The sequence below is a fragment of the Carnimonas nigrificans ATCC BAA-78 genome (genome assembly GCF_000526695.1).
In the GTDB taxonomy this organism is placed as follows: domain Bacteria; phylum Pseudomonadota; class Gammaproteobacteria; order Pseudomonadales; family Halomonadaceae; genus Carnimonas; species Carnimonas nigrificans.
Genome location: NZ_JAGO01000013.1, coordinates 266,600 through 289,923 on the forward strand (window position 1 = coordinate 266,600; position 23,324 = coordinate 289,923).

The following is a 23,324-nucleotide window of genomic DNA, read 5'->3' on the forward strand; positions in this document are numbered from 1 at the left end:
GTGTATAACCCGTTTCCTCTGTACCAGAAAGCAAAAAGCCGAGTCCTGGATTAAAACAGACTCGGCTTTTTATCAATTATGGTAAGTCTTCCTTTTCCTGATGATTCAAAATATCCGACATAATGCTGTGAATAGATAAAAGTGAGCAGATTATTCTGTCATTGAGCGTTAGTATTGGAATATCCATTATATCTGCATCCCATAAGAAGGAGTGTTGTTCATGGAATCACGTACTTATCGTATTGCGGCGATCCCCGGCGATGGCATTGGCAAGGAAGTCATGCCAGAAGGTATCAAGGTATTGAAAGCCGCTGCTGCACGGTTTGGTTTGAAGCTTGAATTTACCTTCTTTGAGTGGGCCTGTTGTGATTGGTACACCCAACATGGGCAGATGATGCCGGATGACTGGAAAGAGCAGCTTGATGGGATGGATGCTGTTTATTTCGGGGCCGTAGGGTGGCCCGATACGGTACCGGATCATATCTCCTTGTGGGGTTCTCTTCTTAAATTTCGGCGTGAGTTTGATCAGTACATCAACTTGCGCCCGGTGCGTCTATTTGAAGGCGTGCGTTGTCCGCTGGCTGACAAGAAGGCAGGAGATATTGATTATCTGGTCGTACGTGAAAATACGGAGGGTGAGTACACTTCACTGGGAGGTATCCTTTATGAAGGCACCGAGCGCGAAATTGTGGTTCAGGAATCGGTTTTCTCACGCTATGGTACTGACCGTGTGCTTCGTTATGCTTATAAGCTGGCGGAGCAGCGTGAAAGGAAACATCTGACGGTGGCGACCAAGAGTAACGGCATTGCCATCAGTATGCCTTGGTGGGATAGCCGGGCCGATGAAATCGGCAAGGAGTTTCCCCATATACAGGTAGACAAGCAGCATATTGATATTCTTTCTGCGCGTTTTGTTCTACAACCACAGCGCTTTGATGTTGTCGTAGCATCGAATCTATTCGGAGATATTCTCTCTGACCTGGGGCCGGCAACGACAGGCACCATTGGCATAGCGCCTTCTGGCAACCTTAATCCTGACCGTAAATTTCCTTCATTGTTTGAGCCTGTACATGGCTCGGCACCTGATATTGCAGGGAAAGGCATCTCCAATCCCATTGCCATGATTTGGTGTGGCGCCATGATGCTCGACTTTTTGGGCAATAGTGAAGGGGCTGCCAAGGAGGCTCATCAAGCGATCATGTCAGCAATCGAAATTGTGCTGAAAGGTGGCCCTCATACCGGTGACTTGGGCGGGACTGCCAGCACGGCAGAAGTTGGGGATGCGATTTTGAAGCTCCTTGAGATGAAGTGAAGGCTGGGGCTGTGTTTGTGAGGTATTGGGGTTGGTACATATGCTGATATAAAGCGCAAATCAACAACCAGCGCACTTCCACCATAGCTACCTTAGCCACCAGCTCCTCAATCTAACGGGGGCCAAACCTTCCCACTACACCCATCACTGGCCGCGATACACCGCTTTCACGGGCAGAATGCGTAGCATCGAGGCGCTTTCACACTTTTTTTATCGCAGCAGTGAACTTTCCGAATTGTGGCGTGGTCTCAGTAAGTGTTCCCTTGCAATGATTCTTTATTGATGGCCCGGCTTCCCCAGCCGGGCATTTTTTTGCGTGCTCAATCTCCGCAGCTATTTCTTCGCATATTGCGCGCTATGCTCACCAATTACGCACCGGCGTCCGGCCAGTACGCCGCAGACCATCATGAGCAGTGCGGCGGCCGTTGCCAGCCACAGAATTAGCTGCCAATTGCCGGTCATGTCATGCAGCCAACCAATCACCACCGGGCCGCAGGCAGCCAATAGATAACCTACGCACTGGGCCATGCCCGAAAGCAGTGCGGCCTGGTGTGCCGATGAAGTTCTCAGGCTCATGTAAATGAATGAGAGCAGAATGATGCCGCCGGAACCAAAGCCCAGCAGGCATGACCACACCAGCGCAAGGGCCGGAAATTCATTCAGCCCGATCAATCCGGCCAGCATCAGCAGTGACATCAGCGCTGCAACGAGCCGCTGATCTGTCATGCGTTTGATGAACGGGGTGAGCAATAGCCCTGGCAATGCGGTAGCGAGCTGCATGGCGCCGTGATAGCTACCGGCTACCGAGGGAGAGATGCCGTTGTCGGTCAGCATCGTGGGCAGCCATGCCACCAGCACGTAGTACAGCAGCGAGTTGATGCCCATAAAGAGCGTAACTTGCCAGGCGAGTTTGGAGCGCCATAGCGATGAATGCTGTTGGTTGTGTTCTTCCGTATGAGCACTACTGTGGCTGCGTTTGGTCATCGGCCACCACAGCGCAGCGCCCAGCAGCGAAAAGAGCAGCGGCACCAGCAGCGCGAATTGCCAGCCAAACAGATGGCTGGTCGGTACCACAGTTGCTGAAAGCAGCGCAGCAATAATCCCCATGGTTAGCGAGGCATAGCCTGTCACAAGAGCAAGCTGGTGATGAGCGTAGTAGCGTTTGATGGCGCCAGGCATCAGCACATTGCCCAGCGCAATACCAACACCGATGATCGCGGTGCCGACAAACAGGGCGGCCTCACTGTGGCTGGCGCGCAGTATCAGCCCTACGGTAATCAGCAGCATGGCGCTAAGCAGCGTGCGCTCAAGCCCCAGACGGCGGGAGAGGTGCGGTGCAAGCGGTGAAATCAGGCCGAAGGCCAGCAGCGGAATGGCAACCAGCAGGCCGCCGCTTGAAGCAGAGAAGCCAAACACTTGCTGTAGCTGCTCGACGATGGGAGAGACGCCGGTGATAGGGGCACGCAGGTTGGCAGCGGTCAGCAGTATGGCGCCCATCACCAGAAGGCCAGTACCGCTTTTTAAGGTGGAGGTCGAAGGCATGAGTGTTCTATATATCAGTGAAACAGGAATGATAACGGCGTAGGTTACGCGACCTTCTTCCTTTGTTCACTGTTAGTCGTGCTTATAGCTCGCACTCTTCTCGTAAAGAGAGATAGTCCGCGCCCGCTCCACATCGTTCACCGCAAACCAAAACACCCCGAGGCTGAAGGAATATCCAGCGCTCGGGGTGCTCAATGGCAGGTAGCTACAGCGTTTAGCTGCTTTTATTCATCATGGGATGATGGCGTGGCCCCATGGGCGGCTTGGTGACAGCTTCCCAGGCGGCTATCTGTTTGCTGTTCAGCACCTTGGCAAGCGCGGCATGGCGGGCATCCAGTGCCTTTTTGATGGCGGCGCGCTGTTCGGCGGTAGGCGGCGTTGGTTTTTCACCGCGAGCAGGACGCTGGTGCTTGGGCATGCTTTGGAAGAAGTTCTGTTCTGCCTTCCAGACCGCATTCTGCTGGTCGCTGTTGAGGTTCCAGGACTCCAGCAGCGGTTGATAGCGCTCGTGGAGATAGTGCTGTGCCGAGGCGGCAGTAGGCGCAGCGGCGCTGGTAGCGTGTTCGGTGGATGCGGCCAGTGCACTGCCTGCAGTAAGTGAAGCAGCAATCAAGGAAGCGGCTGCAAGTACGTGTTTCATGTAGTCATGCTCCAGCATGGAATGAGGCTGAAACAGTACCAGCACTCTGCGGCACGGGATAGATCACAGTCTTTTTATGAGAAGGTGAAATATTTCATTAAAAGGAGGTTTTTGAAGAATAAATGTCAAAAAATAACGATAAGAGAAATTATATTCCGATAAAGGCACGTCCTGCCTCGATTGCCAATGTCATGGGAAAGAGCGAGGAAGGTTTTACGCAGGTGGTTACACGGCCTGCATATTTTAGCCATATGGCAGGAACTCGGTGTTGTGTCACCAGCACCGAGCCTCCAGCAGGGGCAAACGACCGCCGGAAAGTTATAAACGCGTTTTGTCGTTGTTCCCAATACCCCGGGAACGACATCACTCCACCGGCGCTATTGCATAGCGCCGTTTCATTTTAATGGTCTGCCAGGTGAGCAACACGCCCAGCAGCGCTACCAGCGTAGCGGCAAATCCGAGTACGGTAATGCCCCACTGCGCAATAATGGCGCCGCCGAGCATGGAGCCTAGCGCGGTACCGCCGTTGGTTGCCGATACATTCATGGCGCCAGCCAAGGCTTTGGCACGCTTGGCGGCTGCCACCACCCGCACCTGACAAACGGGGAAAAGTGCCGTATAGGCGACTCCCCATAGGGTCAAGGCGATCCATAGCAGCACTGGCTGCGAGGCCATCAGGGTGCTTAAGGTCATGCCGCAACCGAGCATACATAAGAAGAAGATGGTAGTACGCAGCAGGCTGCGGTCGAGAAACTTGCCGCCCAGCCAGTTGCCGATCAGACCAACGGCTCCGAAGCCCAGTAGCCACCAGCCGACATCGGCATCAGTAACGCCAGCGACCTGTTGCAGGAAGTGGGCGAAGTAGGTGTACGCGGTAAACATGGCGCTGAATACCACCACCGACAGCAGCAAGTTGATCAGGAAGTAGGGCTTGCCGAGAATGCCCAGCTGCTCTTTGAGCTTGAATTTAAGCGGTTTCTCAAGAGAAGGCATGAAGTAGTAGAGCGCTGCGGCAGTCGCGAGCGAGAGCAGGGTCAAGACGAAAAACAGCGCGCGCCAGCCCAGCATATGTGAAATCAGCGTGCCGAACGGAATACCGATCAGCAGGGCGCAGGCTGAGCCTAGATAAAACTGTGCCGAAGCGCGCCCCGCGTTGCCTGGCCCCGCCAGTTGTACCGCCGTTTCGCTGGCGGTGCCCCAGAACACCGGCAGTGCCAGTGCGGGCAAGATACGAGCAACTGCAAGGGTTGCGAAATTAGACGCCAGGGCAGCCATCAGATTGGCGGCAGCGTAAATTGCCATCACGATGATAAAGAGCGGTTTGCGTTTCTTGCCCGCCAGCAGCGCCGTCAGGAAAGGCCCGCACAGCATCACGGTAAGAGCGAACAGTGTCACCAATTGACCGGCAGCGGCGGTAGACACACCAAGCCCTTGGGCCAGTTCCGGCATAATGCCGATAATGCCGTATTCGGTGGTGATGGCGACAAAGGCACTCAGCGTTAACAAGGCAATCGGCAGACGATTCGCCAAGGAGGCGGTGCGGTGAACGGTGGTGTCGATGGTAGCGCTCATAAAGGCTCCCCCCATTCAGCTGGATAACAACAAGCATTGAAAAGGCGTGCATCATGTTCCTTTCAACCAGACGCGCACAAACGACTTCTAATTATCAACAGTTGAGCTATTGTTAACTGAAACCGTATTGATACGTATGCCAAGAGAACCGTAGGCCATGCAGGAAAGTCGTCTGAAGCTACCGCCATTAAACGCGCTGCGCACCTTCGAGGCAGCGGCTCGGCATGTTGGATTCAATAAAGCCGCTGACGAACTTTTCGTTACGCCAGCGGCGGTGAGTCGGCAAATCAAGGTGTTGGAAGATTATTTTGGCGTGGCGCTGTTCAAGCGCAATAATCGCTCCATCGAGCTGACCGAAGAGGGCATGTTGCTACAGCCCATTGCTTCTCATGCGTTGCAGCAGCTGGCCAGTGCCTCTGAAGCGCTGTTGCAGCGCCGTCATCGCAGCTATTTGATGCTGGCCATTTCCTCTGCGTTTGCCCAGTTATGGTTTATGCCGCGCTTTGCATCGCTGAATCAGCTCTATCCAGAGTTACAGCTACATATGTTGAGCCGTGAAGGGAATCCTGGTCTCGACGAAGAGTTTGATGCCGCCGTTATGCTGGGAAAGCCACAATCGCCGCACTATGTCGCTGAATATCTCTTTTCCGAAGAGGTCTTTCCGGTCTGCACTCCGCATTTTTTGGCCCAACACCCTGAAGTTGCCACACTGCACGGGCTAACGCAGGTGACTCTGGTTAATTTGAGCCAACATCACTGGGCCTCGCAGCTAGGAGCACCCATTGATTGGGATTTCTGGTTCGAAGCGATTGGCATTCAGCGCCAGCGTTATTACCGCGAAATGCAGTTCAGTCAATTCTCGATGATGATCGACGCGGTGCGTCAGGGGATTGGCGTGGGGCTGGCATGGCGGCACCTGGTGGAACCGCAGCTCGAAAGCGGCGAGTTGATTCAGCCTCTGGAGGAGCGCTATATGGCGAAGGAGCGTTGCCACTATTTTGTCTACGACAGAAAGCGCGCCAATTCACCCGATATTCAAGCGCTGAGTGCATGGTTATGGTCGGAAACTGCCCCCTTGCGTGAGCATGAATAGGTCTGAATATTGCTCCAGTAGAGGTTATAAGGCTGCGCTATATTATTGATTGATGTGCCATTTTATTACGCGCGAAGTATCTTCTCTCTAAGTGACAAACAGCGTTTTATCCGTTGTCTTTCCTCTGTTTACATCACCTCAAATATCTTCTGCTTTTCATGATTAGCCCGCCATCGGCTAACAGTTGAACCATTATTGACTTGAAAAGGAGCTGATATTGCCCCGGTAGCCCTTCGCAACCCTGATGGTTCCTGCTATCTTGAATGATTCTCTCGATGGCGGGCGTTGTATTACCAGGCGCACGTCTTTTTCTTTTCATGCGTGTAGTATCTGACTGCTCTCCTGGAACTCAATCATGGCCTTTAATCTCAAGAATCGCTCGCTCCTGAGCCTTATGCACCATACGCAGCAAGAGATCGAATTTCTTGTCGAGCTGTCCGCTGAGTTGAAGCGCGCCAAGTATGCGGGGCATGAGCAGCAGCGATTGAGCGGCAAGAATATTGCGCTGATTTTTGAGAAGACTTCGACACGTACCCGCTGTGCGTTTGAGGTAGCGGCGCGCGATCAAGGCGCCGGGGTGACATACATGGAGCCGTCGTCGTCCCAGATTGGTCACAAGGAGTCGATCAAGGATACCGCGCGCGTGCTGGGAAGGATGTTCGATGCCATTGAGTATCGCGGCGATCAGCAGAGCACGGTGGAAGCGCTGGCGGAATACTCTGGCGTGCCGGTCTTCAATGGTCTGACCGACGACTTCCATCCGACTCAAATGCTGGCGGATGTGCTGACCATGCGTGAGCACCGCGAGGGGTCATTAAGTGAGATCAGCTTCGCTTATCTGGGGGATGCGCGTTTTAACATGGGGCGTTCGCTACTGATGATTGGTGCCAAGCTGGGGATGGACGTGCGCATTGGTGCGCCGCGTGCGCTGTGGCCGGACGCTGACTTCGTGGAAGAGTGTCGCGCCTTTGCGAAGTTGAGCGGTGCTCGCGTAACGCTGACCGAAGATGCTCAAGAAGCAGTAGATGGCGTGGATTTCATTCACACCGATATCTGGGTCTCCATGGGTGAGCCAGCAGAAGTGTGGGACGAACGTATCAAGCTGCTGACGCCATACCGCGTTGACTCGGCCATGCTGGCGGCTGCCAACAATCCGCGAGTCAGGTTCATGCACTGTCTGCCGGCGTTTCACAATACGGAAACCGCAGTAGGCAAGCAGGTAGCGGAGCGCTATCCGCAGTTTGCCGATGGCATTGAGGTGACCGAAGAGGTGTTTGAATCGCCAGCTAACGTCTGTTTCGATCAGGCCGAGAATCGCCTGCATACCATCAAGGCGATTATGGTAGCGTCGCTGGGCTGATCCACTGCGTTATGTTCAGAAAAACGGGCCGCTCGCGTTATCGGGGCGGCCCGTTTGCGTGAAGGGCGTATTTTCGCTTCTGCTACATATAGCTACAGCGTTTGTGCGCTAAGCGTATCGCACTGGTCGATATCGCCACTTTTCAGGCCGCGAGTAAACCAGTTCACGCGCTGTTGTGATGTGCCATGGGTGAAGGAGTCGGGCACCGCACGGCCCTGCGCCTGCTGCTGAAGGCGGTCATCACCAATGGCATTGGCTGCGTTCAAGGCAGATTCGACATCGCCATCTTCCAGCCAATGATGGCGCTGTTGCGCATGATTCGCCCACACACCCGCGAAGCAGTCGGCCTGAAGCTCCTGACGAACCGATAGACCGGTCGCTCCCTTCATCGGCTCACCTTGCTGTGCGAGCTGCTGTATCTTGCGAGAAATTCCCAGCTCGTTCTGTACGTGATGGCCGATTTCATGGGCAATCACGTAGGCATTGGCGAAATCGCCGCTGGCCGAGAACTGCTGCTTCATTTCATCGAAAAACGATAGATCGAGATATACCTGACGGTCCGCCGGGCAGTAGAAAGGCCCCGTGGCGGTAGATGCAAAGCCACAGCCAGAGTTGACGCCACCGCTGAATAGCACCAGCTTCGGATCGGTGTACTGCACGCCACGCTGCTGTAGTAGCTGCTTCCAGGTATCTTCGGTGTCACCCAGAATGGTTTTAACGAAATCGACTTGCTCTCTGCTGTGCTCGTCGTCGCGGGGCGGGGCGCTCGGCTGCGATGATTGCGGCGACTGCGCTGACATTTCCGACTGCCCAATGATCTGGTTGAGAATTTGCATCGGGCTTTCACCCATCAGCCAGCCCACCAGCACGATGATCGCAATACCACCGAGGCTGAGCGTGCCCTTGCCACCCAGCGACCGTCGGCCACCCGTGCTGGTGCCGCGTCGGTCTTCTACGTTATTGCTGCGGCGTCCTTTATCCCATTTCATGAATGCTGATTCCTGTCAGAGCCAAAATCCGATGGTTGTTCTGCACGGGCGACCGCAATGGTCGGTGCGTGGCAAACGAAGTTTAGCAATGTTTTCAGTTTATTTTCAGAACTTAAGCCATTGGGCTGCTGAGCAGATTTGGCTGGCCTTGAGCGGCCATGCCCAGCTTTACCACGAAGTTGGAAATGCGCGGTGTGCGGTCTGGATCAAGGGAGATAACGCTGGTTCAGATATGCAACAGCGGCATGCACTCGGGAGGACCGGGTGCATGCCGCTTTGTATTCAGGCGGCAAGTAGCTGCCGCCATTGCGTGGTTATTTAGGTTCGAGTACCCACATTTGGCCGCGCTGTTTGGTTTTTCCCGCAATTTCGCCTGCCGTATCACCGCGTCCCCAGAAGAAGTCGGCACGCACGGCACCCTTGATGGCGCTGCCGGTATCCTGGGCCATCATCAAGCGCTGAATGGGCGCGCCGGTACCGGGATGAGTGGTAGCCAAAAAGACGGGCGCACCGAGCGGTACTCTGGAGGGGTCGATCGCGATACTGCGTTCGGGCGTTAATGGCACGCCAAGTGCGCCAATGGGGCCACTCTTGTCATCAACGTCCTCAAGCGTCAGTTCGCGGAAGTACACATAGCGTGGGTTGCTGTTCAGCATCTGCTCGACACGCGCAGGATTACGCTTCGCCCATGCCCGAATGCCGGGCAGTGTCGCTTGCGCATAGGTGATCTCATGGTGGTCAATCAGCCAGCGTGCGAATGAGCGGAAGGACTGGTTGTTGGTATCCGCGAAGCCAAGCCGCATCGCCTTGCCATTATCCAGCTTCACCAGCCCCGAGCCTTGAATTTGCAGATAGGCCGCTTCAACAGGATCATTGACCCAGACCAGTTCATGCCCCGCCAAAACGCCGCTGGAGAGTAGCTGCGCGCGAGGGCGGTTGAGCCGCCAGCGGCTCACGTTGGCGGGCTTGGCATAAAGCGGCGTTTGGTAGGCACCGTGACGTGTGAGCGAGCCTTGCAGCTCCGGTTCGTAGTAACCGGTGATGGTGCCCGAGGTGGAGCCATTGCTGTTCGTGAGCTGGTAAGGCGTGAAGTGATCCTCGAAGAAGCGCTTTATCGCCACATTATCGAGAGGATCAACTCGCTGGGAAGCGCTACAGACGCTGCGCCACTTGGGTTTCGAGGCCAGAGCCAGGCAACTGGAGCGGAACGCGCTCCAGGCGGAGGTGGGGTCTTCTCGTGCCCAGCCCGGCACCTGACGCCATGCGCCGGGCGTCATGCGCGGCGGCGAGGACGGTTCAGGGGGCGTAACGGGATGAATGCCCGCGCCAGGCGAGGTGGTAACGATGCTTCCTGTGCTGTTATCACGCCCTTCTTCTGAAGGGGAGCTTGAACAGGCGGCGAGTAGCGAGAGGGTTGCCAATGTCGCCAGGATGCTAGCGGAGCGGGCCAACCGGGAAATGATAAGGTACAAACTGATTCCTCTTTCGCCTGTGTCTAAAGCATCGGGGTAAACGTTCTGATCTATAGTGCTGATAGCAAGACAGCCACTGCGAAGGCTGTAGATGACATTTAGCGAACGAATGGTAGTGCACAATATGCAAGCTTTAAAGGCTGCGTTTCTTCAGGAAGGCTAATTTTCATGAATATTTCTGACGGAACGCTGTTCACTGGTCTGCCCATGTGGGCAAACCCCGACTGGCGCGGCACATTTTATCCCGCACAGATGCCGATGCGCGAGAGCCTTTCCGAGTATGCGGGCTGGTTTTCCGCGGTAGAAGGAAATACCACGTTTTATAGTGGCCCGCCTTCAGCCGCGACGATTCGGCTGTGGCGAGAGGCTGCCCCTGCGCATTTTAAATTCTGCTTCAAGTTACCGTCGGCATTAACCCATGAAGCGCGATTAAAGAACGTGGATGATGGCGTCAGTGAATTTCTAGAGCGGATTGCACCGCTGGAAGAGCGTTTAGGGCCGGTGATGGTGCAATTACCGAGAAACTTTGGCGAAGCCGAACTGGATCATTTACACCATCTGCTGGATCGTTGGCCGTCGCATATCGGATGTGCGGTTGAACCTCGTGATCCGGTCATGTTTGCGAAAGGAGCGGTGGAAAAAAACGTTAACCGATTGTTGATAACTTATAATGCAGATCGGGTGATGCTCGATACTCGCGCACTCTTTTCAACACCTGCCATTAACGATCCGGGATTATCGACTGCCCAGTCTGAAAAGCCGCGACGCCCGCTACATGTGATTTCAACCGGAGTGCACCCTATTATTCGTTTTATAGGACACAGTGACATGACGATTAATCATCAGCGATTTACGCCGTGGATTGAGCAGATAAGCCTGTGGATAACTCAGGGGAAAAGTCCATTTCTTTTCGTCCATACACCGGATAACCGTTCTGCGCCGCAGCTTGCCCGAGCGCTTCTTCAACGCATTTCTGAACGTCTTCCTGACCATCCCATACTGCCTGATAACACCGAGTTTCCTGCCGAGCGCCAGCACTCACTATTTTGATGATGAGTACATGGAAGTTGGAAGTGCATAAGCGAAGCCGCTATATGTCGGAAAGGTAATGTCGTAGTGCTAGGCCGCACCCAAGGGAAGAGGGCGCGGCAGGTTGTGATTGGATATAGCGGGGAATAGTTAGCGCATAACCATAGGGAATTAAAGGATATCGGTTTCCTGCGCGAGTCGTCGTCTTTCCCAATGTCGTTCTATGCCCTGACGTGCATTGCGGTAACGGTAGCTGGCGAGTCGCTGGCGCTTGGCATTGGCGAGGGCTTCAAGATGAAGAACGGTGGTAATAAGTTTTGCTTCAATCGGAAAGTGAGACGAGTGTTGAGGCATTCACGAACTCCTTGCATATCGAAAGCAGTGTTCCGGTACTGTCTGAACGCGGTGATTGTCGGATCATCAGGTAAATGTATGTTCACTGTTCAGGCAGCACCCAGCGGTATTTGGCGCACTTTCAGAGTGGACTTAAATACCTGTGTAGAGTGATAACGCGGCGGTATGACAATGTAATGACGCTGCGTTGAACGCTTGTTTTCCGCTTATTGGCCATACGTTTTATTCGACTCGTTTTATTCGGCCTGGCAGGAAGGAAAATCACTGTCGCTCCAAAAGAGCAATATTCCACGCTTGAAAGCGCCATCTGCTTCTTCGAATGTAAATATCTAGCGCCAGTTAACGACTGCGGAAGGCGCACGCCCTGTCTCTGTGCGATAGCGCAGCGTAGTGCGCCCACGGCTCGGGTCAGCGGTCTGGTTATGGTAAGATTGCGACAATTCACGCTTATTTTTTCGGGTATCTCTGTGACTTCCGACCATCGTCTTCTCGACAGTTTGAATGATGCGCAGCGCGAGGCGGTCAGTGCGCCTCAAGGCAACTTGCTGGTACTGGCAGGCGCTGGTTCCGGTAAAACGCGCGTACTCGTGCACCGTATCGCCTGGATGATCGAAGAAGAGCAGCTATCGCCCTATTCGATTCTGGCCGTTACCTTCACCAACAAGGCGGCGCGCGAGATGCGTACACGCCTTGACGGGCTGCTGCACCACTCTGCGCGCGGCATGTGGGTCGGCACCTTCCACTCGATTGCCCATCGCCTGCTGCGCACGCACTGGCAGGATGCCCGCCTGATCGAGCACTTCCAGATCATTGATAGCGATGACCAGCTGCGATTGGTGAAGCGCCTGCTGAAAGATCACCGCATTGACGATGAAAAATATCCGCCGCGTCAGGTGGCCAACTTTATTTCGGGCTGCAAGGAAGAGGGGCTGCGGCCCTCTGATGTCGATACGGCAGGCGACGCCTATTTGCAGCAGATGGTCGATATTTACTCGCTTTATCAATCGGTATGCGAGCTATCGGGGCTGGTCGATTTCGGTGAGCTGCTGCTGCGTTCGCTGGAGCTGCTGCGCGATAACCCTGCGCTGCTGGAGCACTATCGGGAGCGCTTTGGTCATATCCTGGTCGATGAGTTTCAGGACACCAACACCTTGCAGTATCTGTGGCTCAAGCTGCTGGCGGGGGAGCGTGCCCGCTTGACGGTGGTCGGCGACGACGATCAGTCCATCTATGGCTGGCGCGGTGCCAAGGTTGAAAATCTGGAACGTTTCCGCAGCGAATTCGCTCAGACACAGGTGGTGCGCCTGGAGCGTAACTACCGCTCCACCGAAGCGATTCTGGAAGCGGCCAACGCGCTGATTCGCAATAATTCGGGGCGCATGGGCAAGGAGCTGTGGACCGATGCCGGCAGCGGCGAAAAGATCTCGGTGTACGCCGGTTTCAACGATCTCGATGAAGCGCGCTTTATTGTCGATACCATCGCTCATGCGGTGAAGGAAGATGGCATGGCGCGCCGCGATATTGCGATTCTGTACCGCTCCAACGCCCAATCGCGTGTGCTGGAAGAGGCGCTGATTCGAGCTTCGATGCCGTATCGTATCTACGGCGGCCACCGCTTCTATGAGCGTCTTGAAATCAAGAACGCGCTGGCCTATCTGCGTCTGCTGGTTACCCGCAATGACGACGCGGCGCTGGAGCGCGTGATCAACGTACCGGCACGCGGCATTGGCACCAAAAGTATCGAGCGTCTGCGCGCCCACGCCCGTGATGAAGGCATCTCGCTGTGGGAGGCTCTCCACGATGCAGTGGCGAAGAAGGCCATCAGCGGTCGCGCTGCCAACGCCCTGACTGCGTTTGCCAATCTGATCGACGGGCTGGATAACGACACTGCCGGGCTGCCGCTCGATGAGCAGTTCGATCACGTAATCAAGTCGTCAGGCTTGATCGACTATCACCAGAATGAGCCGGGCGAGAAGGGCCAGGCGCGGGTCGAAAACCTGCAAGAGCTGGTGAGTGCTGCGCGCGCTTTTATTCAGGAAGATAGCGGCATACGTGGCACCGATCCTGCCGAACCGGAAGGCGAGGCTGCCGGTGAAGCCTCGCTACAGCGCTTTTTGGCAGAAGCCGCGCTCGATGCGGGCGAGCAGCAGGCCGATGAGTTCGAAGACGCGGTGCAGATGATGACGCTGCACTCGGCCAAGGGGCTTGAGTTCCCGATGGTGTTTATTGCTGGCGTCGAGGAGGGGCTGTTTCCGCACAAGATGTCGGTGGAAGAGCCGGGCCGTCTCGAAGAGGAGCGCCGTCTCTGCTACGTGGGCCTTACCCGAGCGATGCAGAAGCTGTATCTGACCTATGCCGAGATGCGTCGGTTGCACGGCAAGGAGACCTACCAGCGCCCTTCGCGCTTTATTCGTGAACTGCCTCCCCAGTTGATTGAAGAAGTACGCTTACGTGGTCAGGTATCGCGGCCAATGGCGGATCGTCCTGCCTACGGGGGAAGCTATGGCGGGCGCTCCAGCGGCGGCTCTGCCTACTCCTCTGCATCGCGTCCGCGTAGTGGTCTTTCGCAGCAAAAAGAGACGGAAGGCGGCGGTCAAACGCTCTCGCTGGGCCAGCGTGTACGTCACCCGATGTTTGGTGAAGGTGTGGTGGTCAACGGTGAAGGGCAGGGCGATCGCGCGCGGGTGCAGGTCAGCTTTGAGGAACATGGCGACAAATGGCTGGTCTTAGGCTTTGCCAGGCTTGAAGCTCTATAGTGCGAGAGTTGAGAAACAGCGCAGCCTTCGAGCCTTCGTCACACGCTTGTCATCCGCGAGTGGAATGATGAGTTCAGTATGGTCGTCTTCCGCATATCGCATAACCGTTTTTGAGAGCACTCCATGGATACGTCGAACGGGCAACACAGTCAGCATATTTCTCGCCAGTTCAACCAGGAGCTGGAAGGACTTAAGACCCATTTAATGGCGATGGGAGGTCTGGTCGAGCGGCAGTTGGGCGATGCGCTCGATGCGCTGCAAAATCGTGATGGCGCTCTGGCTGAGCAAGTGACCAGGCAGGATCACGATGTCAACGAAATGCAGCTTCAAATTGATGACGAATCCACTGAAATCATCGCTCGTCGTCAGCCGGCTGCCTCCGATCTGCGCCTGGTGATCGCTGTGATCCGAGCTGCTTCTGACCTTGAGCGTATCGGTGATGAAGCCGACAAGATTGCTCGCCATGCACAGGCTCTGATGGGGCAGCCTGAAAGCGATCGCGGGCTGGTCGAGATTCGTCGCATTGGCGCGCAGGTAAAACGCATGGTGCGTGATTCACTGACCGCCTTTGCCCGCTTCGATACCGGGCTTGCCCTGGAAGTGCGGCGCGCCGATCTGGATGTCGATAGCGACTACAAGAGTGCGCTGCGGGCATTGGCTACCTTCATGATGGAAGATTCTTCCTCGATCACCAGCGTTATCGACGTGATGTGGGTGCTGCGGGCGCTGGAGCGCATCGGCGATCATGCAGACAACCTCTCTGAATCGGTTATCTATCTGGTGAAGGGGCTGGATCTGCGTCATACCCATCTGCGCGATCTGCATGAGAAGGATCTCGACGATATCCGCTAACCTCCTCTCTTCCACCGCGATGGCAGGTGATAAAGCGCTTTCGTGGGGTTTCAGCGTGCTGACCAAGCCTTGGCGTATCGCCGGGGCTTGGTCTTTAGGGAAGGCTGGCAGGCTTGGACACGCGTGGCTCCTTGCTCTAGCGTGTGCTCTTCGCCTTCCGCATCATCTCACCGAGAGGGGCACCCTCTTTCTGCCGAATCCGCCGCACTGTGGTTCGTTATGTTCAAGGAGAACCGTTTTCATGAAGCTACGTCATCTTTCCGCCGTGCTGCTTACCGCTACCGTAGCGGTATCCCCACTGGCTTCCGCATTCAACTTCGACAATGCCAGGAAGGTAATGGCCGCTCAGTCATCGCAGGGAGAGAGCAGCGCGACCACCACCAGCGGCGCATCACTGCTCAGCTCACTAGGCTCCGGCTCGTTGAACCTCGGCAGCATGCAGAACGTGGCGGGCGTACTCGGCTATTGCCAGCGTCAGGGGTATACCGAGAGCGCAACCGACAAGGTCAAGAATAGTCTGCTCGGCAAACTGGGCGGGCAGAGCCAGGCCACCGAAAGCGACAGCTACCAGCAGGGCTTGAACGGCCTGTTGCAGGGCGATAACGGTCAGACCTTCAGCCTGACCAATCTCAAGGGCAAGGTTGGCAAGAAGGTGTGCGGCATGATTACCGACAAGGCGACCTCCTCTTTCCTCGGCAGTTAATCGCTGATGCGCGTCGCTGCACTGGCGGCGCTGGCAGTGGCCCGGATGCACCTGCTGCTGCCGCTTCCGGGCTGGTGAGCCTCCCTTTCACGCAGAATTGCAGCGCGTTTTGCTTGCTGAAGCCGTTGCGTCTTCATACCGCGTTTCGCCCATTGTTGCGCAGGTATCGTCGCGAGATAATCCCTCGCTATTCGGTGTTGTCTCATCTGTGCTGGTGACTGCGCATCGGAAGCGCCTGAGCGCGCCGTGGTTGTCGTCATTGCAGCCAACGCCGGGCACCATTTTCGTTATTATCGCTAGGGACTGCGCTGATATGCTCGATGGTTTTTCTTCACTGGGTGAAGGTATCCGGCTGGTACTGCTGCCGGGGCTGCGGCGCTATGTCATCGTGCCGGTGATCATTATTCTGCTGCTTTATGCTGGCATGATTACGCTGCTCGGTTCGCTGTTTTCCGGCTGGCTGGAGCACTGGATGAACGCCGTGCCGAGCTGGCTCCAGTGGCTCGATTTCCTGCTCTTGCCGCTGTTTGTGCTGGCGCTGATTGTGCCCGCGCTTTACACCTTCACCGTGATGGTGAACCTGCTGGCCTCGCCGTTCTACGGGTTTCTGGTGGCAGCGGTCGAGCGCCATCTGGGCGAGCCTTCTGCCGACGATTCGCGCACTCTGTGGCGGCAAGCCCTCGACGGGCTGATACGCGAGCTGCACAAGCTACGCTATTTATTGCCGCGGATGCTGGTGCTGCTGGTACTGGGATTTGTGCCGGGCATCAACGTGGTTGCGCCGTTCCTGTGGCTGGCATTTTCAGCATGGGGCCTGGCGATCGAATACCTTGACTACACGATGGATGCCCATGGCGTCAGCTTTACCCGTATGCGTGAGCTTTTATACGCCAAGCGCTTTCACACGTTTTCGTTTGGTGGCGCGGTCAGCGTATTGATCTGGATACCTGTCCTTAACCTGTTCGTGATGCCGGGCGCAGTAGCGGCAGGCGTTATTCTGTGGCGCGACCATTATCGGTCGCTAAATAAAACCTTGCCTGGAAAAGCGATTGAGCAGCAGCGTTAGCGAAACCGCCTATATCCTTTGTCGAGCACGGGCGAATATATAAGGCCATTGTGGTGCCGTCGCTATATTGAAGCAGGCAATGGCCGTTTTTTGAAACTACGGCTGCCCCTGCACTCGCGCGTTTGTCATCGGAGAAGGGCCAGCCGATAACTGAGTTCGTTGGCTTTTACCTGAAGGAAAGAATGCTCGATACCTTTACTCTTTCGGAATCGAGCCTGTGCGAACAGCCCATCTGGGCGTTACCACGATCTTTTCCGGATCAGGGGGCAACTGCCTGATGACTTAATCCTTTGCGGTGAATGACCACACCAGTGACGCAACCCATCCCAGAAAGGTCCATCCCAGCAGCAGGTTAAGCAGGAAGATGGCGATCCTGTTTTTGTGGCCGCGCATGAAGGCGATGACCGTGGGAATGAAATATGCGATTAGTGCTACCAATGAAGCAAGTGTCATCATGAAAAAGGTTACTCGTTGTTAATGAGTGGTATGTGAATACGTTTTCTACAGCTAATATCAATTCAAACGGCGTATCACCAGGCCAATACTGCTTAGCCTTGGCGATCATCCTTATTGCTGAGTGGCTCGTCAGTAACTTCCGGCCCTGTTTCATTATCAGGGCGGCTGTTATCTCCTTTGACCCGGCGTGAAGCATCAAGTGCCCCGGCTTTAGTAAAAGAAGCCACGCGACCTACCGATTCACGCAGAATCCTGCCGTCATCCGTCTGGAACTCTACAATCTTCTCATTGCCTTCATCATCAATGGAGAAATAAGGAGCCTCGCCATAGCCCATTTTTTCTGCATAGAAGAGTTCCGGAAGGCTGCCACGCTTGCCGTTGTAACTCTCGGCTGCCTGGTTATAGTCTTCACGACGTTCAAGAATCTGGGTTTCAATATGTTCCAGCTGGGCCATCAGTTCCTGATAAATCTGACTTGCCTTGAGATCCGGATAGCGCTGGGCAAACTGCTGCACACTACTGATAACCTGACTTGCGTCAGCATTTGCTTCTCGGGCGCTGGCAATCCCCCCGTCCAGCTCCATCGCAGAGAAATGATGAAGTTTCTCATGATCCCCGTAACTCTTGGCAATATCTGCCAGGCGCTGGGCAATATCCTGCCGTTTCTTGATGGATGCCGTGATGTTGGCCCGTCGACTCTTGACCTTCTCGGAAAGCCCTCTCAAGGTGTTATAGGATTTAAAGAGGATAACAGCTGCGACAATAATAAGAACAAACAGGATAAAGAGCATAAACAGAATTTTCCGTAAAAGAGGCAATTGTCTGCGTATGTTATCACTACGGCGTCTATCAATATAGTTGCCACCTGAAATGTCACAGATTCTTAATCACGTGGTGCTCGGAGCATGGCGAGTGTTTGGCATAATAGGTGGGGTAATCTTTGGCCTCTGCTCTCATTTGAACCGTCATCGAAAGAGCACTGCATTGCGTTGGAAGATACTCTCTGCGAGCTTCGAGGTATTCTCTTCTGGATTGAGAGATAAAGCACAGCGACATATAGATGTAGCGGTACTATTTGCATGGAGTGCCCCAGGTGCTGGACTTCGTTATCGCGTTAAATCCAGTTCGACTTATTCCTGCTCTTGTGGCGCAGTTTGCACTCCGGTTAAAGGGCGCGCTTTGTCAGGATTTACGCAACGCTGTTCGCGTGGAGAAGCGGTGTTGTATTCATCCGGCTACTCATATTCACCGCCTGATTGTGTTGGCGGGAGCGCAGGGGGAACAGGGTAAAAAGTGCACGCCATGCAACGTGACATAAAAGAGTGCCATTTGGCCTATGCAGGGCATCTCTTCTGCCTTAAGAGGCTGCGAATCCCCCAGGCGCTGTTTTCAAGCAGCGAACGATAGGAACGGTTAACATAAACGGCTTTTGTTGGGGTATGCCCAACGTTTTTACTCTGTACAGCCCTCCCTCTGGAAACATCATGATAAAGCAGTCTGTTGTGCGCCTGTCTGGCATTGTCGTTATTGCCGCGTTGATCGCGGGCTGTGCCGGTAACAAGCCGAGTCCTTCTTCTGCCCAGCCGGAAACGCGGGTGAATGCAGCGGCTGCCAAGGCGCTGACCAGCGATGTGCCAGTATTACAGGATCGCCAGGCCAGCAAGGTATATACGGCGAGCGAAGGGCGCCAACTGGAGCGCCGTAACGGTTATCGCGTTGATCACTCGCTGCGTACCGAGGGGGCCAACGAGCGGATTCAGACGCTGGTGATCCACTACACCGCTGAAGACGATCAGCATTCCATTGAGGCGCTCGAAGGCAACAAGGTGGGGGTGCACTATCTGGTGACGTCGCAGCCGGGGCGCTATCAGCGTCAGCCGGTTGTCTTGCAGATGGCGGACGAGTCGAAGCGCGCCTGGCATGCGGGGCGCAGTAGCTGGGATGGCAGAACAGGGCTGAACGATACGTCCATCGGTATCGAAATCGTCAATAAGGGCTTCACCAAAACGCCGGATGGTCTGGTGTTTTCTCCCTTCTCGATGTCGCAGATTGCGCTGGTAACGGCCTTGGCCAAGGATATCGTAACGCGCTACGGCATTGATCCGACGCATGTTGTCGGCCACTCTGATATCGCGCCAGGGCGCAAACTGGACCCAGGCCCGTTCTTCCCATGGCAGCAGTTGGCACAGGCGGGCATTGGTGCCTGGCCGGAGGCGAGTACCGTGGCTTATTACCGTCAGCGTTTTGATGCGCGCTTGCCAACGGTGGCGCAGTTGCAGCGTGGGCTAGCCAGCTATGGCTATGACATTACGGTAAGCGGCGATCTGGACCAGCCGACCAGGCGAGTGCTGGCCAGTTTCCAGATGCACTTCAGTCCCACCCGCTATGACGGCAATTACGATGCTGAAACCGCCGCCATTCTGTTTGCGCTGGTGAGCAAGTATCGCAGTCCGCGGCAGGCAGCCTTACTGCTCGCGCAGCACTGAGTCGGGGGAATGCAGACGCTGGGCCGGAAAGCTCAGCGTGAAGCGTGAGCCTTTTCCAAGTGTCGAGTCGATTTCAAGCCCGCCCTGATGGCGTAGCATAACGTGCTTGACGATCGCCAGCCCCAGGCCGGTGCCTCCGGTTGCGCTTGAACGCCCCTTGTCGACGCGGTAAAAGCGCTCGGTCAGGCGGGCGAGATGATGGCTATCAATGCCTTCGCCATCATCTTCAATACTCAAATGTCCCTGGCCGGTAGAGGTTTCGCTCCAGCTCAGCGTGATATGGCGGTTGTCGCCGGCATAGCGCACGGCATTACTCACCAGATTGGTTACCGCGCTGCGTAGCTGTTCCTTATCGCCCAGCAGCCCCTTGTCGCTGTTGATCGCCAGGGTTAGCTGCTGACGCCCCTGTGACAGGGCAATGCCATCTTCGCAGGCGCGCTGCATCAAACTGGCGACGCAGACAGGTGTTAGGGGCGAGAGCGTTTGTTCGTTTTCAAGGCGCGATAGCATCAGCAGATCATCAATCAGGTGCCGCATTCTGTCGGCCTGCTGCTGCATCTGCGTAACACCCTTGGAGATACGCGGTGGCAGTAGCGTCTCGGCATGTACCGCCAGAGGCTCCAGATAGCCAGTGAAAACGGTCAGCGGTGTGCGCAGCTCGTGGGAGACATTAGCGACAAAATCGCGACGCATCTCTTGAAGACGCTGCAAGCGAGTAATGTCGCGCACCACCATCAAGCGCTCATTGTCGCCGTAGGTGACGATCTGGAATTGCAGCCAGCGCGATTCGTCGGCGGGGGATTTGATGATAAGTGGCTCATCGTAATCACCGCTCGCGAAATACGCGACAAAGAGAGGATGACGCAGCAGGTTCGTGACGTGCTGGCCGCGATCATGGGGATATTTGAAACCGAGCAGGCGATTGGCCGCGGCGTTCCAGTTATCCAGTTCATCGTGCTGCGTGATCACTACCATGCCATCGCTCAGCGCTTCCGACAGCCGATCGAAGCGGCTGATCACATGGCGTAGCTGCTCCTGACGCCGACGCTGTTTGCGCTGATAGCGGTAAAGATGATCGAACACAGCGCCCCATTGGGCCGGGGCATGAGGAGGGAGGGCGCGGTCAGGGTGCTTGGCCCAGCGCGCCAGCCGCCACAGTTGCAGCAGGCTGTAAGCCAGGTAGAGCGCCAGCACAATGGTCAGCCCTGCCAGCCAGCAATCCCACAGGTTAGCGATAGCGATGCCGAGCAGTGCCGGTATCAGTAGAATCAGTAGTTCACGAATCCAGCGATGCACTGTCGTTTCTCATGTGGTCCCAATCGTTGTTTAGCCTGCCGCGCTGGGCGGTGAGTGTTTCTGCGTGCGACATCGGCAGCGGCGTCTCACACTGCGCGAGAGCGCTGGCATGAGAAGCGATACCCTGTGCCGCGAACGGTCTGAATAAGGTAGTCATGCTTTTCGCCCAGCGCCTTGCGCAAGCGGCGAATGTGCACATCGACAGTGCGTTCTTCTACATAAACGGAAGCGCCCCATACCTGATCGAGCAGCTGCGCGCGCGAATAGGCCCGTTCCTGATGGGAGATGAAAAAGGCCAGCAAACGGTATTCGGTAGGCCCCATGTCGATTGGCTCGCCGTCAATACTAACGCGTTTGCTATCGGTATTGACCGACAATCCATCCACTTCAATGATGTTTTGACTGGCTGGCGTGGCGCGACGCAATACAGCGCGCATACGAGCGACCAGTTCACGCGGCGAGAAAGGCTTGGTGATGTAGTCGTCTGCGCCAGCTTCCAGCCCCTGCACCTTATTGTCTTCTTCGCTTTTGGCGGTCAGCAGGATAATCGGTATTTCCTTGGTGGTTTCCTCGCGCTTTAACCGACGCGCAAGTTCGACACCGCTGGTGCCCGGCATCATCCAGTCGAGCAGGATCAGGTCGGGGCGCTCATCTACCGCCAGTGCCAGCGCTTTTTGCGCATTATCCGCCTCGATAACGCGAAAGTCGGCCATCTCCAGCGAGATAGCGATCATGTCGCGAATGGAAGTTTCGTCATCTACGATCAGTACGGTCTGAGTCATGTCAGCTTAATCTCATTGCCATGAGGTAGCGGAGTTGTAAGGCTCGCTGTGAAGCAAACACCGCTTTATGGCGTTTGCATGACAATTCAAACGCAAAGTAGTGACAGATTCGTGACAATGTGACAGAGCCTGCGCCTTTCGACACAGGCTCGCCGGCTTCCCTATCAGTAAGGCCACAGGGAGAGCACTACGCCGCTGAACAGCAGTACGCCCACCCAGTGGTTGTTGAGAAACGCCTTGAAGCAGTCGTCACGGGCGCGCTGGCGAACGAGGAACTGCTGATAGACAAACAGGGCCAGGATGCCGAGCAGCGCCAGCCAGAAGAAGAAGCCCAGCATGAAGTGCACGCCCAGCCCGGTCAGCAGCACCAGCACAATCACCTTCAGCAGCGCCAGAATGGTGAGGTCCATGCGCCCAAACAGGATCGCCGTAGACTTGATGCCGACATTAAGGTCATCGTCTCGATCGACCATGGCGTATTCGGTGTCGTACATCAGTGTCCACACCACGTTGGCAATAAACAGCCACCATGCGGCGCTCGGTATCGTTTGATTGACGGCCATAAAGGCCATGGGAATGCCCCAGCTATAGGCGGCTCCCAACACTACCTGCGGCAGATGGGTATAGCGCTTCATGAAGGGATAGCAAGCCGCCAGTGCCACGGCAACAAATGACAGCAGCACCGTCGCGGCATTGGTGAAGCACACCAGCACAAAGGCGACGAAGATCAGGCCCGCAAACAGCAGCAGCGCCTCCCACGAAGCGATACGCCCGGTTGCCAGAGGGCGCGATTTGGTGCGCTTGACGTGACCATCCAGCTTGCGATCAGCGAAGTCGTTGATGACACAGCCCGCGGCGCGCATGCAGTAAACGCCCGCAATAAAAATGAGCAGCAGTGAGAGCGGCGGCAGTCCACCGGACGCTAGCCACAGGGCGCTCATGGTCGGCCACATCAACAGCCAGGTGCCGATCGGGCGATCCAGACGCATCAAACGAAGGAAGTCGGGTATACGGTGGCAGATACGTTGCCAAAGTGCAGAGTTAGCAGTCATGACGGCTCAATGGATAACAGGTAGAAAAGCAGTGTACCATCGCCACCTTTGACGGTGCAGACGGTTGCCGGTCTTGGCGGCTTTCTTGCAGCATTGCCCGGTGTGCGCTTGGTTATGGCGCGCCGTGTTGAAGGTGCTGCGACCATGAGTGCGCCTGCCATTTTGGCGGTGGCGCACGCAAGATGGCTACCTTCTCATGGATTTAGCAAGAGTAGCGGGGCAATCTACTCCCTGATAAGCGCAATATTCAGAGAAAGCTGTTTTTCCTGCCCATGAAAGCCCGACCCTACTACCAATAGCTCTAGGCATACGCGGTGAGTGTTGCTAGCATGACATTGCCGTATTTATGCGGGTTGCCGCGCGGTTGGCGGTAATCTGCCATTAGGTCATCGAAAAACTGGATACGTGAATGGCAGTGAAGTGTCTTCACGTATTTCATCGGGCCTGAAGTATCTGGCCAAGGATTGATGGGAACACGTCAGTCCTTATAAAAATGTCCGGTTCAGCCGGCA

20 protein-coding genes are annotated in these 23,324 nt (G+C 55.5%); 9 read left to right on the forward strand and 11 right to left on the reverse strand.

The features are described 5' to 3' along the window. The first annotated feature begins 220 nt into the window (after positions 1-220). Positions 221-1,312, forward strand: a complete 1,092-nt coding sequence (locus L881_RS0108645) for a tartrate dehydrogenase (protein WP_025733308.1) — start codon at positions 221-223, stop codon at positions 1,310-1,312. 333 nt (positions 1,313-1,645) lie between these two features. On the opposite strand, the gene L881_RS0108650 is transcribed toward L881_RS0108645, so the two are convergent. The 3 genes from L881_RS0108650 to L881_RS0108665 form a co-directional block, all read right to left on the reverse strand. Next, entirely contained in the window at positions 1,646-2,854 is a 1,209-nt protein-coding gene (locus tag L881_RS0108650) for a CynX/NimT family MFS transporter (protein ID WP_025733309.1), read from the reverse strand. A 214-nt stretch (positions 2,855-3,068) separates the two neighbouring features. Further along, a complete protein-coding gene (locus L881_RS0108655; protein ID WP_025733310.1) occupies positions 3,069-3,494 on the reverse strand; it encodes a hypothetical protein in 426 nt (141 codons plus the stop codon). A 363-nt stretch (positions 3,495-3,857) separates the two neighbouring features. Next, positions 3,858-5,066 (reverse strand): MFS transporter, encoded by a 1,209-nt coding sequence (locus L881_RS0108665; protein WP_025733311.1) that lies wholly within the window; start codon positions 5,064-5,066, stop codon positions 3,858-3,860. A gap of 157 nt (positions 5,067-5,223) precedes the next feature. Between L881_RS0108665 and L881_RS0108670 the strand changes: the two genes are divergently transcribed. After that, a complete protein-coding gene (locus tag L881_RS0108670) occupies positions 5,224-6,159 on the forward strand; it encodes a LysR substrate-binding domain-containing protein (protein ID WP_025733312.1) in 936 nt (311 codons plus the stop codon). 355 nt (positions 6,160-6,514) lie between these two features. Beyond that, positions 6,515-7,519 (forward strand): ornithine carbamoyltransferase, encoded by a 1,005-nt coding sequence (locus L881_RS0108680; RefSeq protein ID WP_025733314.1) that lies wholly within the window; start codon positions 6,515-6,517, stop codon positions 7,517-7,519. Between the two features lie 92 nt (positions 7,520-7,611). Here L881_RS0108680 and ypfJ read toward each other — a convergent pair whose 3' ends face one another. After that, on the reverse strand, positions 7,612-8,508 hold the full coding sequence (gene ypfJ, locus L881_RS0108685) for a KPN_02809 family neutral zinc metallopeptidase (protein WP_025733315.1): 897 nt from the start codon (positions 8,506-8,508) through the stop codon (positions 7,612-7,614). Between the two features lie 314 nt (positions 8,509-8,822). Then, positions 8,823-9,980 carry a murein transglycosylase A gene (gene mltA, locus L881_RS0108690; RefSeq protein ID WP_025733316.1) on the reverse strand — a complete coding sequence of 386 codons (1,158 nt, stop codon included), beginning with the start codon at positions 9,978-9,980 and terminating at the stop codon, positions 8,823-8,825. 168 nt (positions 9,981-10,148) lie between these two features. Here mltA and L881_RS0108695 point away from each other — a divergent pair, with 168 nt between their 5' ends. Further along, positions 10,149-11,030 (forward strand): DUF72 domain-containing protein, encoded by an 882-nt coding sequence (locus tag L881_RS0108695; protein ID WP_034578950.1) that lies wholly within the window; start codon positions 10,149-10,151, stop codon positions 11,028-11,030. Positions 11,031-11,180: 150 nt separating this feature from the next. Here the strand turns inward: L881_RS0108695 and L881_RS0108700 are convergent, their stop codons facing one another. Further along, on the reverse strand, positions 11,181-11,363 hold the full coding sequence (locus L881_RS0108700; protein WP_025733319.1) for a hypothetical protein: 183 nt from the start codon (positions 11,361-11,363) through the stop codon (positions 11,181-11,183). Positions 11,364-11,830: 467 nt separating this feature from the next. Between L881_RS0108700 and uvrD the strand changes: the two genes are divergently transcribed. The 4 genes from uvrD (at position 11,831) to cysZ (ending at position 16,740) form a co-directional block, all read left to right on the forward strand. After that, the gene (gene uvrD / locus L881_RS0108705; protein WP_025733320.1) at positions 11,831-14,119 is read left to right on the forward strand and encodes a DNA helicase II; all 2,289 of its coding nucleotides are present in this window, start codon (positions 11,831-11,833) and stop codon (positions 14,117-14,119) included. A gap of 123 nt (positions 14,120-14,242) precedes the next feature. Beyond that, positions 14,243-14,971 (forward strand): phosphate signaling complex protein PhoU, encoded by a 729-nt coding sequence (gene phoU, locus L881_RS0108710; protein WP_025733321.1) that lies wholly within the window; start codon positions 14,243-14,245, stop codon positions 14,969-14,971. A 241-nt stretch (positions 14,972-15,212) separates the two neighbouring features. Beyond that, positions 15,213-15,674 carry a DUF2501 domain-containing protein gene (locus tag L881_RS13865; protein WP_025733322.1) on the forward strand — a complete coding sequence of 154 codons (462 nt, stop codon included), beginning with the start codon at positions 15,213-15,215 and terminating at the stop codon, positions 15,672-15,674. A 313-nt stretch (positions 15,675-15,987) separates the two neighbouring features. Further along, a complete protein-coding gene (gene cysZ, locus L881_RS0108720; protein ID WP_025733323.1) occupies positions 15,988-16,740 on the forward strand; it encodes a sulfate transporter CysZ in 753 nt (250 codons plus the stop codon). Positions 16,741-17,022: 282 nt separating this feature from the next. Here cysZ and L881_RS13610 read toward each other — a convergent pair whose 3' ends face one another. Continuing rightward, a complete protein-coding gene (locus L881_RS13610; RefSeq protein ID WP_025733324.1) occupies positions 17,023-17,196 on the reverse strand; it encodes a superinfection immunity protein in 174 nt (57 codons plus the stop codon). A gap of 92 nt (positions 17,197-17,288) precedes the next feature. Continuing rightward, entirely contained in the window at positions 17,289-17,987 is a 699-nt protein-coding gene (locus L881_RS0108730; RefSeq protein WP_025733325.1) for a LemA family protein, read from the reverse strand. 693 nt (positions 17,988-18,680) lie between these two features. Between L881_RS0108730 and L881_RS0108735 the strand changes: the two genes are divergently transcribed. Beyond that, entirely contained in the window at positions 18,681-19,682 is a 1,002-nt protein-coding gene (locus tag L881_RS0108735) for an N-acetylmuramoyl-L-alanine amidase (RefSeq protein ID WP_025733326.1), read from the forward strand. On the opposite strand, the gene phoR is transcribed toward L881_RS0108735, so the two are convergent. The 3 genes from phoR to ubiA form a co-directional block, all read right to left on the reverse strand. Further along, complete coding sequence (phoR, locus tag L881_RS0108740; protein WP_025733327.1) at positions 19,662-20,978, reverse strand: phosphate regulon sensor histidine kinase PhoR; 1,317 nt, start codon at positions 20,976-20,978, stop codon at positions 19,662-19,664. The genes L881_RS0108735 and phoR overlap by 21 nt on opposite strands. Positions 20,979-21,064: 86 nt before the next feature. Continuing rightward, a complete protein-coding gene (phoB, locus tag L881_RS0108745; protein WP_025733328.1) occupies positions 21,065-21,760 on the reverse strand; it encodes a phosphate regulon transcriptional regulator PhoB in 696 nt (231 codons plus the stop codon). A 164-nt stretch (positions 21,761-21,924) separates the two neighbouring features. Continuing rightward, positions 21,925-22,812, reverse strand: coding sequence for a 4-hydroxybenzoate octaprenyltransferase (gene ubiA / locus L881_RS0108750; protein ID WP_025733329.1), 888 nt, complete (start codon positions 22,810-22,812; stop codon positions 21,925-21,927). Positions 22,813-23,324 lie beyond the last annotated feature (512 nt).

What these genes read in the sequence shown, in the direction of transcription:
- L881_RS0108645 (WP_025733308.1), top strand. Translation starts at nt 221, where the DNA reads ATGGAATCACGTACTTATCGTATTGCGGCGATCCCCGGCGATGGCATT.
- L881_RS0108650 (WP_025733309.1), bottom strand. Translation starts at nt 2,854, where the DNA reads ATGCCTTCGACCTCCACCTTAAAAAGCGGTACTGGCCTTCTGGTGATG.
- L881_RS0108655 (WP_025733310.1), bottom strand. Translation starts at nt 3,494, where the DNA reads ATGAAACACGTACTTGCAGCCGCTTCCTTGATTGCTGCTTCACTTACT.
- L881_RS0108665 (WP_025733311.1), bottom strand. Translation starts at nt 5,066, where the DNA reads ATGAGCGCTACCATCGACACCACCGTTCACCGCACCGCCTCCTTGGCG.
- L881_RS0108670 (WP_025733312.1), top strand. Translation starts at nt 5,224, where the DNA reads ATGCAGGAAAGTCGTCTGAAGCTACCGCCATTAAACGCGCTGCGCACC.
- L881_RS0108680 (WP_025733314.1), top strand. Translation starts at nt 6,515, where the DNA reads ATGGCCTTTAATCTCAAGAATCGCTCGCTCCTGAGCCTTATGCACCAT.
- ypfJ (WP_025733315.1), bottom strand. Translation starts at nt 8,508, where the DNA reads ATGAAATGGGATAAAGGACGCCGCAGCAATAACGTAGAAGACCGACGC.
- L881_RS0108695 (WP_034578950.1), top strand. Translation starts at nt 10,149, where the DNA reads ATGAATATTTCTGACGGAACGCTGTTCACTGGTCTGCCCATGTGGGCA.
- L881_RS0108700 (WP_025733319.1), bottom strand. Translation starts at nt 11,363, where the DNA reads ATGCCTCAACACTCGTCTCACTTTCCGATTGAAGCAAAACTTATTACC.
- phoU (WP_025733321.1), top strand. Translation starts at nt 14,243, where the DNA reads ATGGATACGTCGAACGGGCAACACAGTCAGCATATTTCTCGCCAGTTC.
- L881_RS13865 (WP_025733322.1), top strand. Translation starts at nt 15,213, where the DNA reads ATGAAGCTACGTCATCTTTCCGCCGTGCTGCTTACCGCTACCGTAGCG.
- cysZ (WP_025733323.1), top strand. Translation starts at nt 15,988, where the DNA reads ATGCTCGATGGTTTTTCTTCACTGGGTGAAGGTATCCGGCTGGTACTG.
- L881_RS13610 (WP_025733324.1), bottom strand. Translation starts at nt 17,196, where the DNA reads ATGATGACACTTGCTTCATTGGTAGCACTAATCGCATATTTCATTCCC.
- L881_RS0108730 (WP_025733325.1), bottom strand. Translation starts at nt 17,987, where the DNA reads ATGCTCTTTATCCTGTTTGTTCTTATTATTGTCGCAGCTGTTATCCTC.
- L881_RS0108735 (WP_025733326.1), top strand. Translation starts at nt 18,681, where the DNA reads ATGATAAAGCAGTCTGTTGTGCGCCTGTCTGGCATTGTCGTTATTGCC.
- phoB (WP_025733328.1), bottom strand. Translation starts at nt 21,760, where the DNA reads ATGACTCAGACCGTACTGATCGTAGATGACGAAACTTCCATTCGCGAC.
- ubiA (WP_025733329.1), bottom strand. Translation starts at nt 22,812, where the DNA reads ATGACTGCTAACTCTGCACTTTGGCAACGTATCTGCCACCGTATACCC.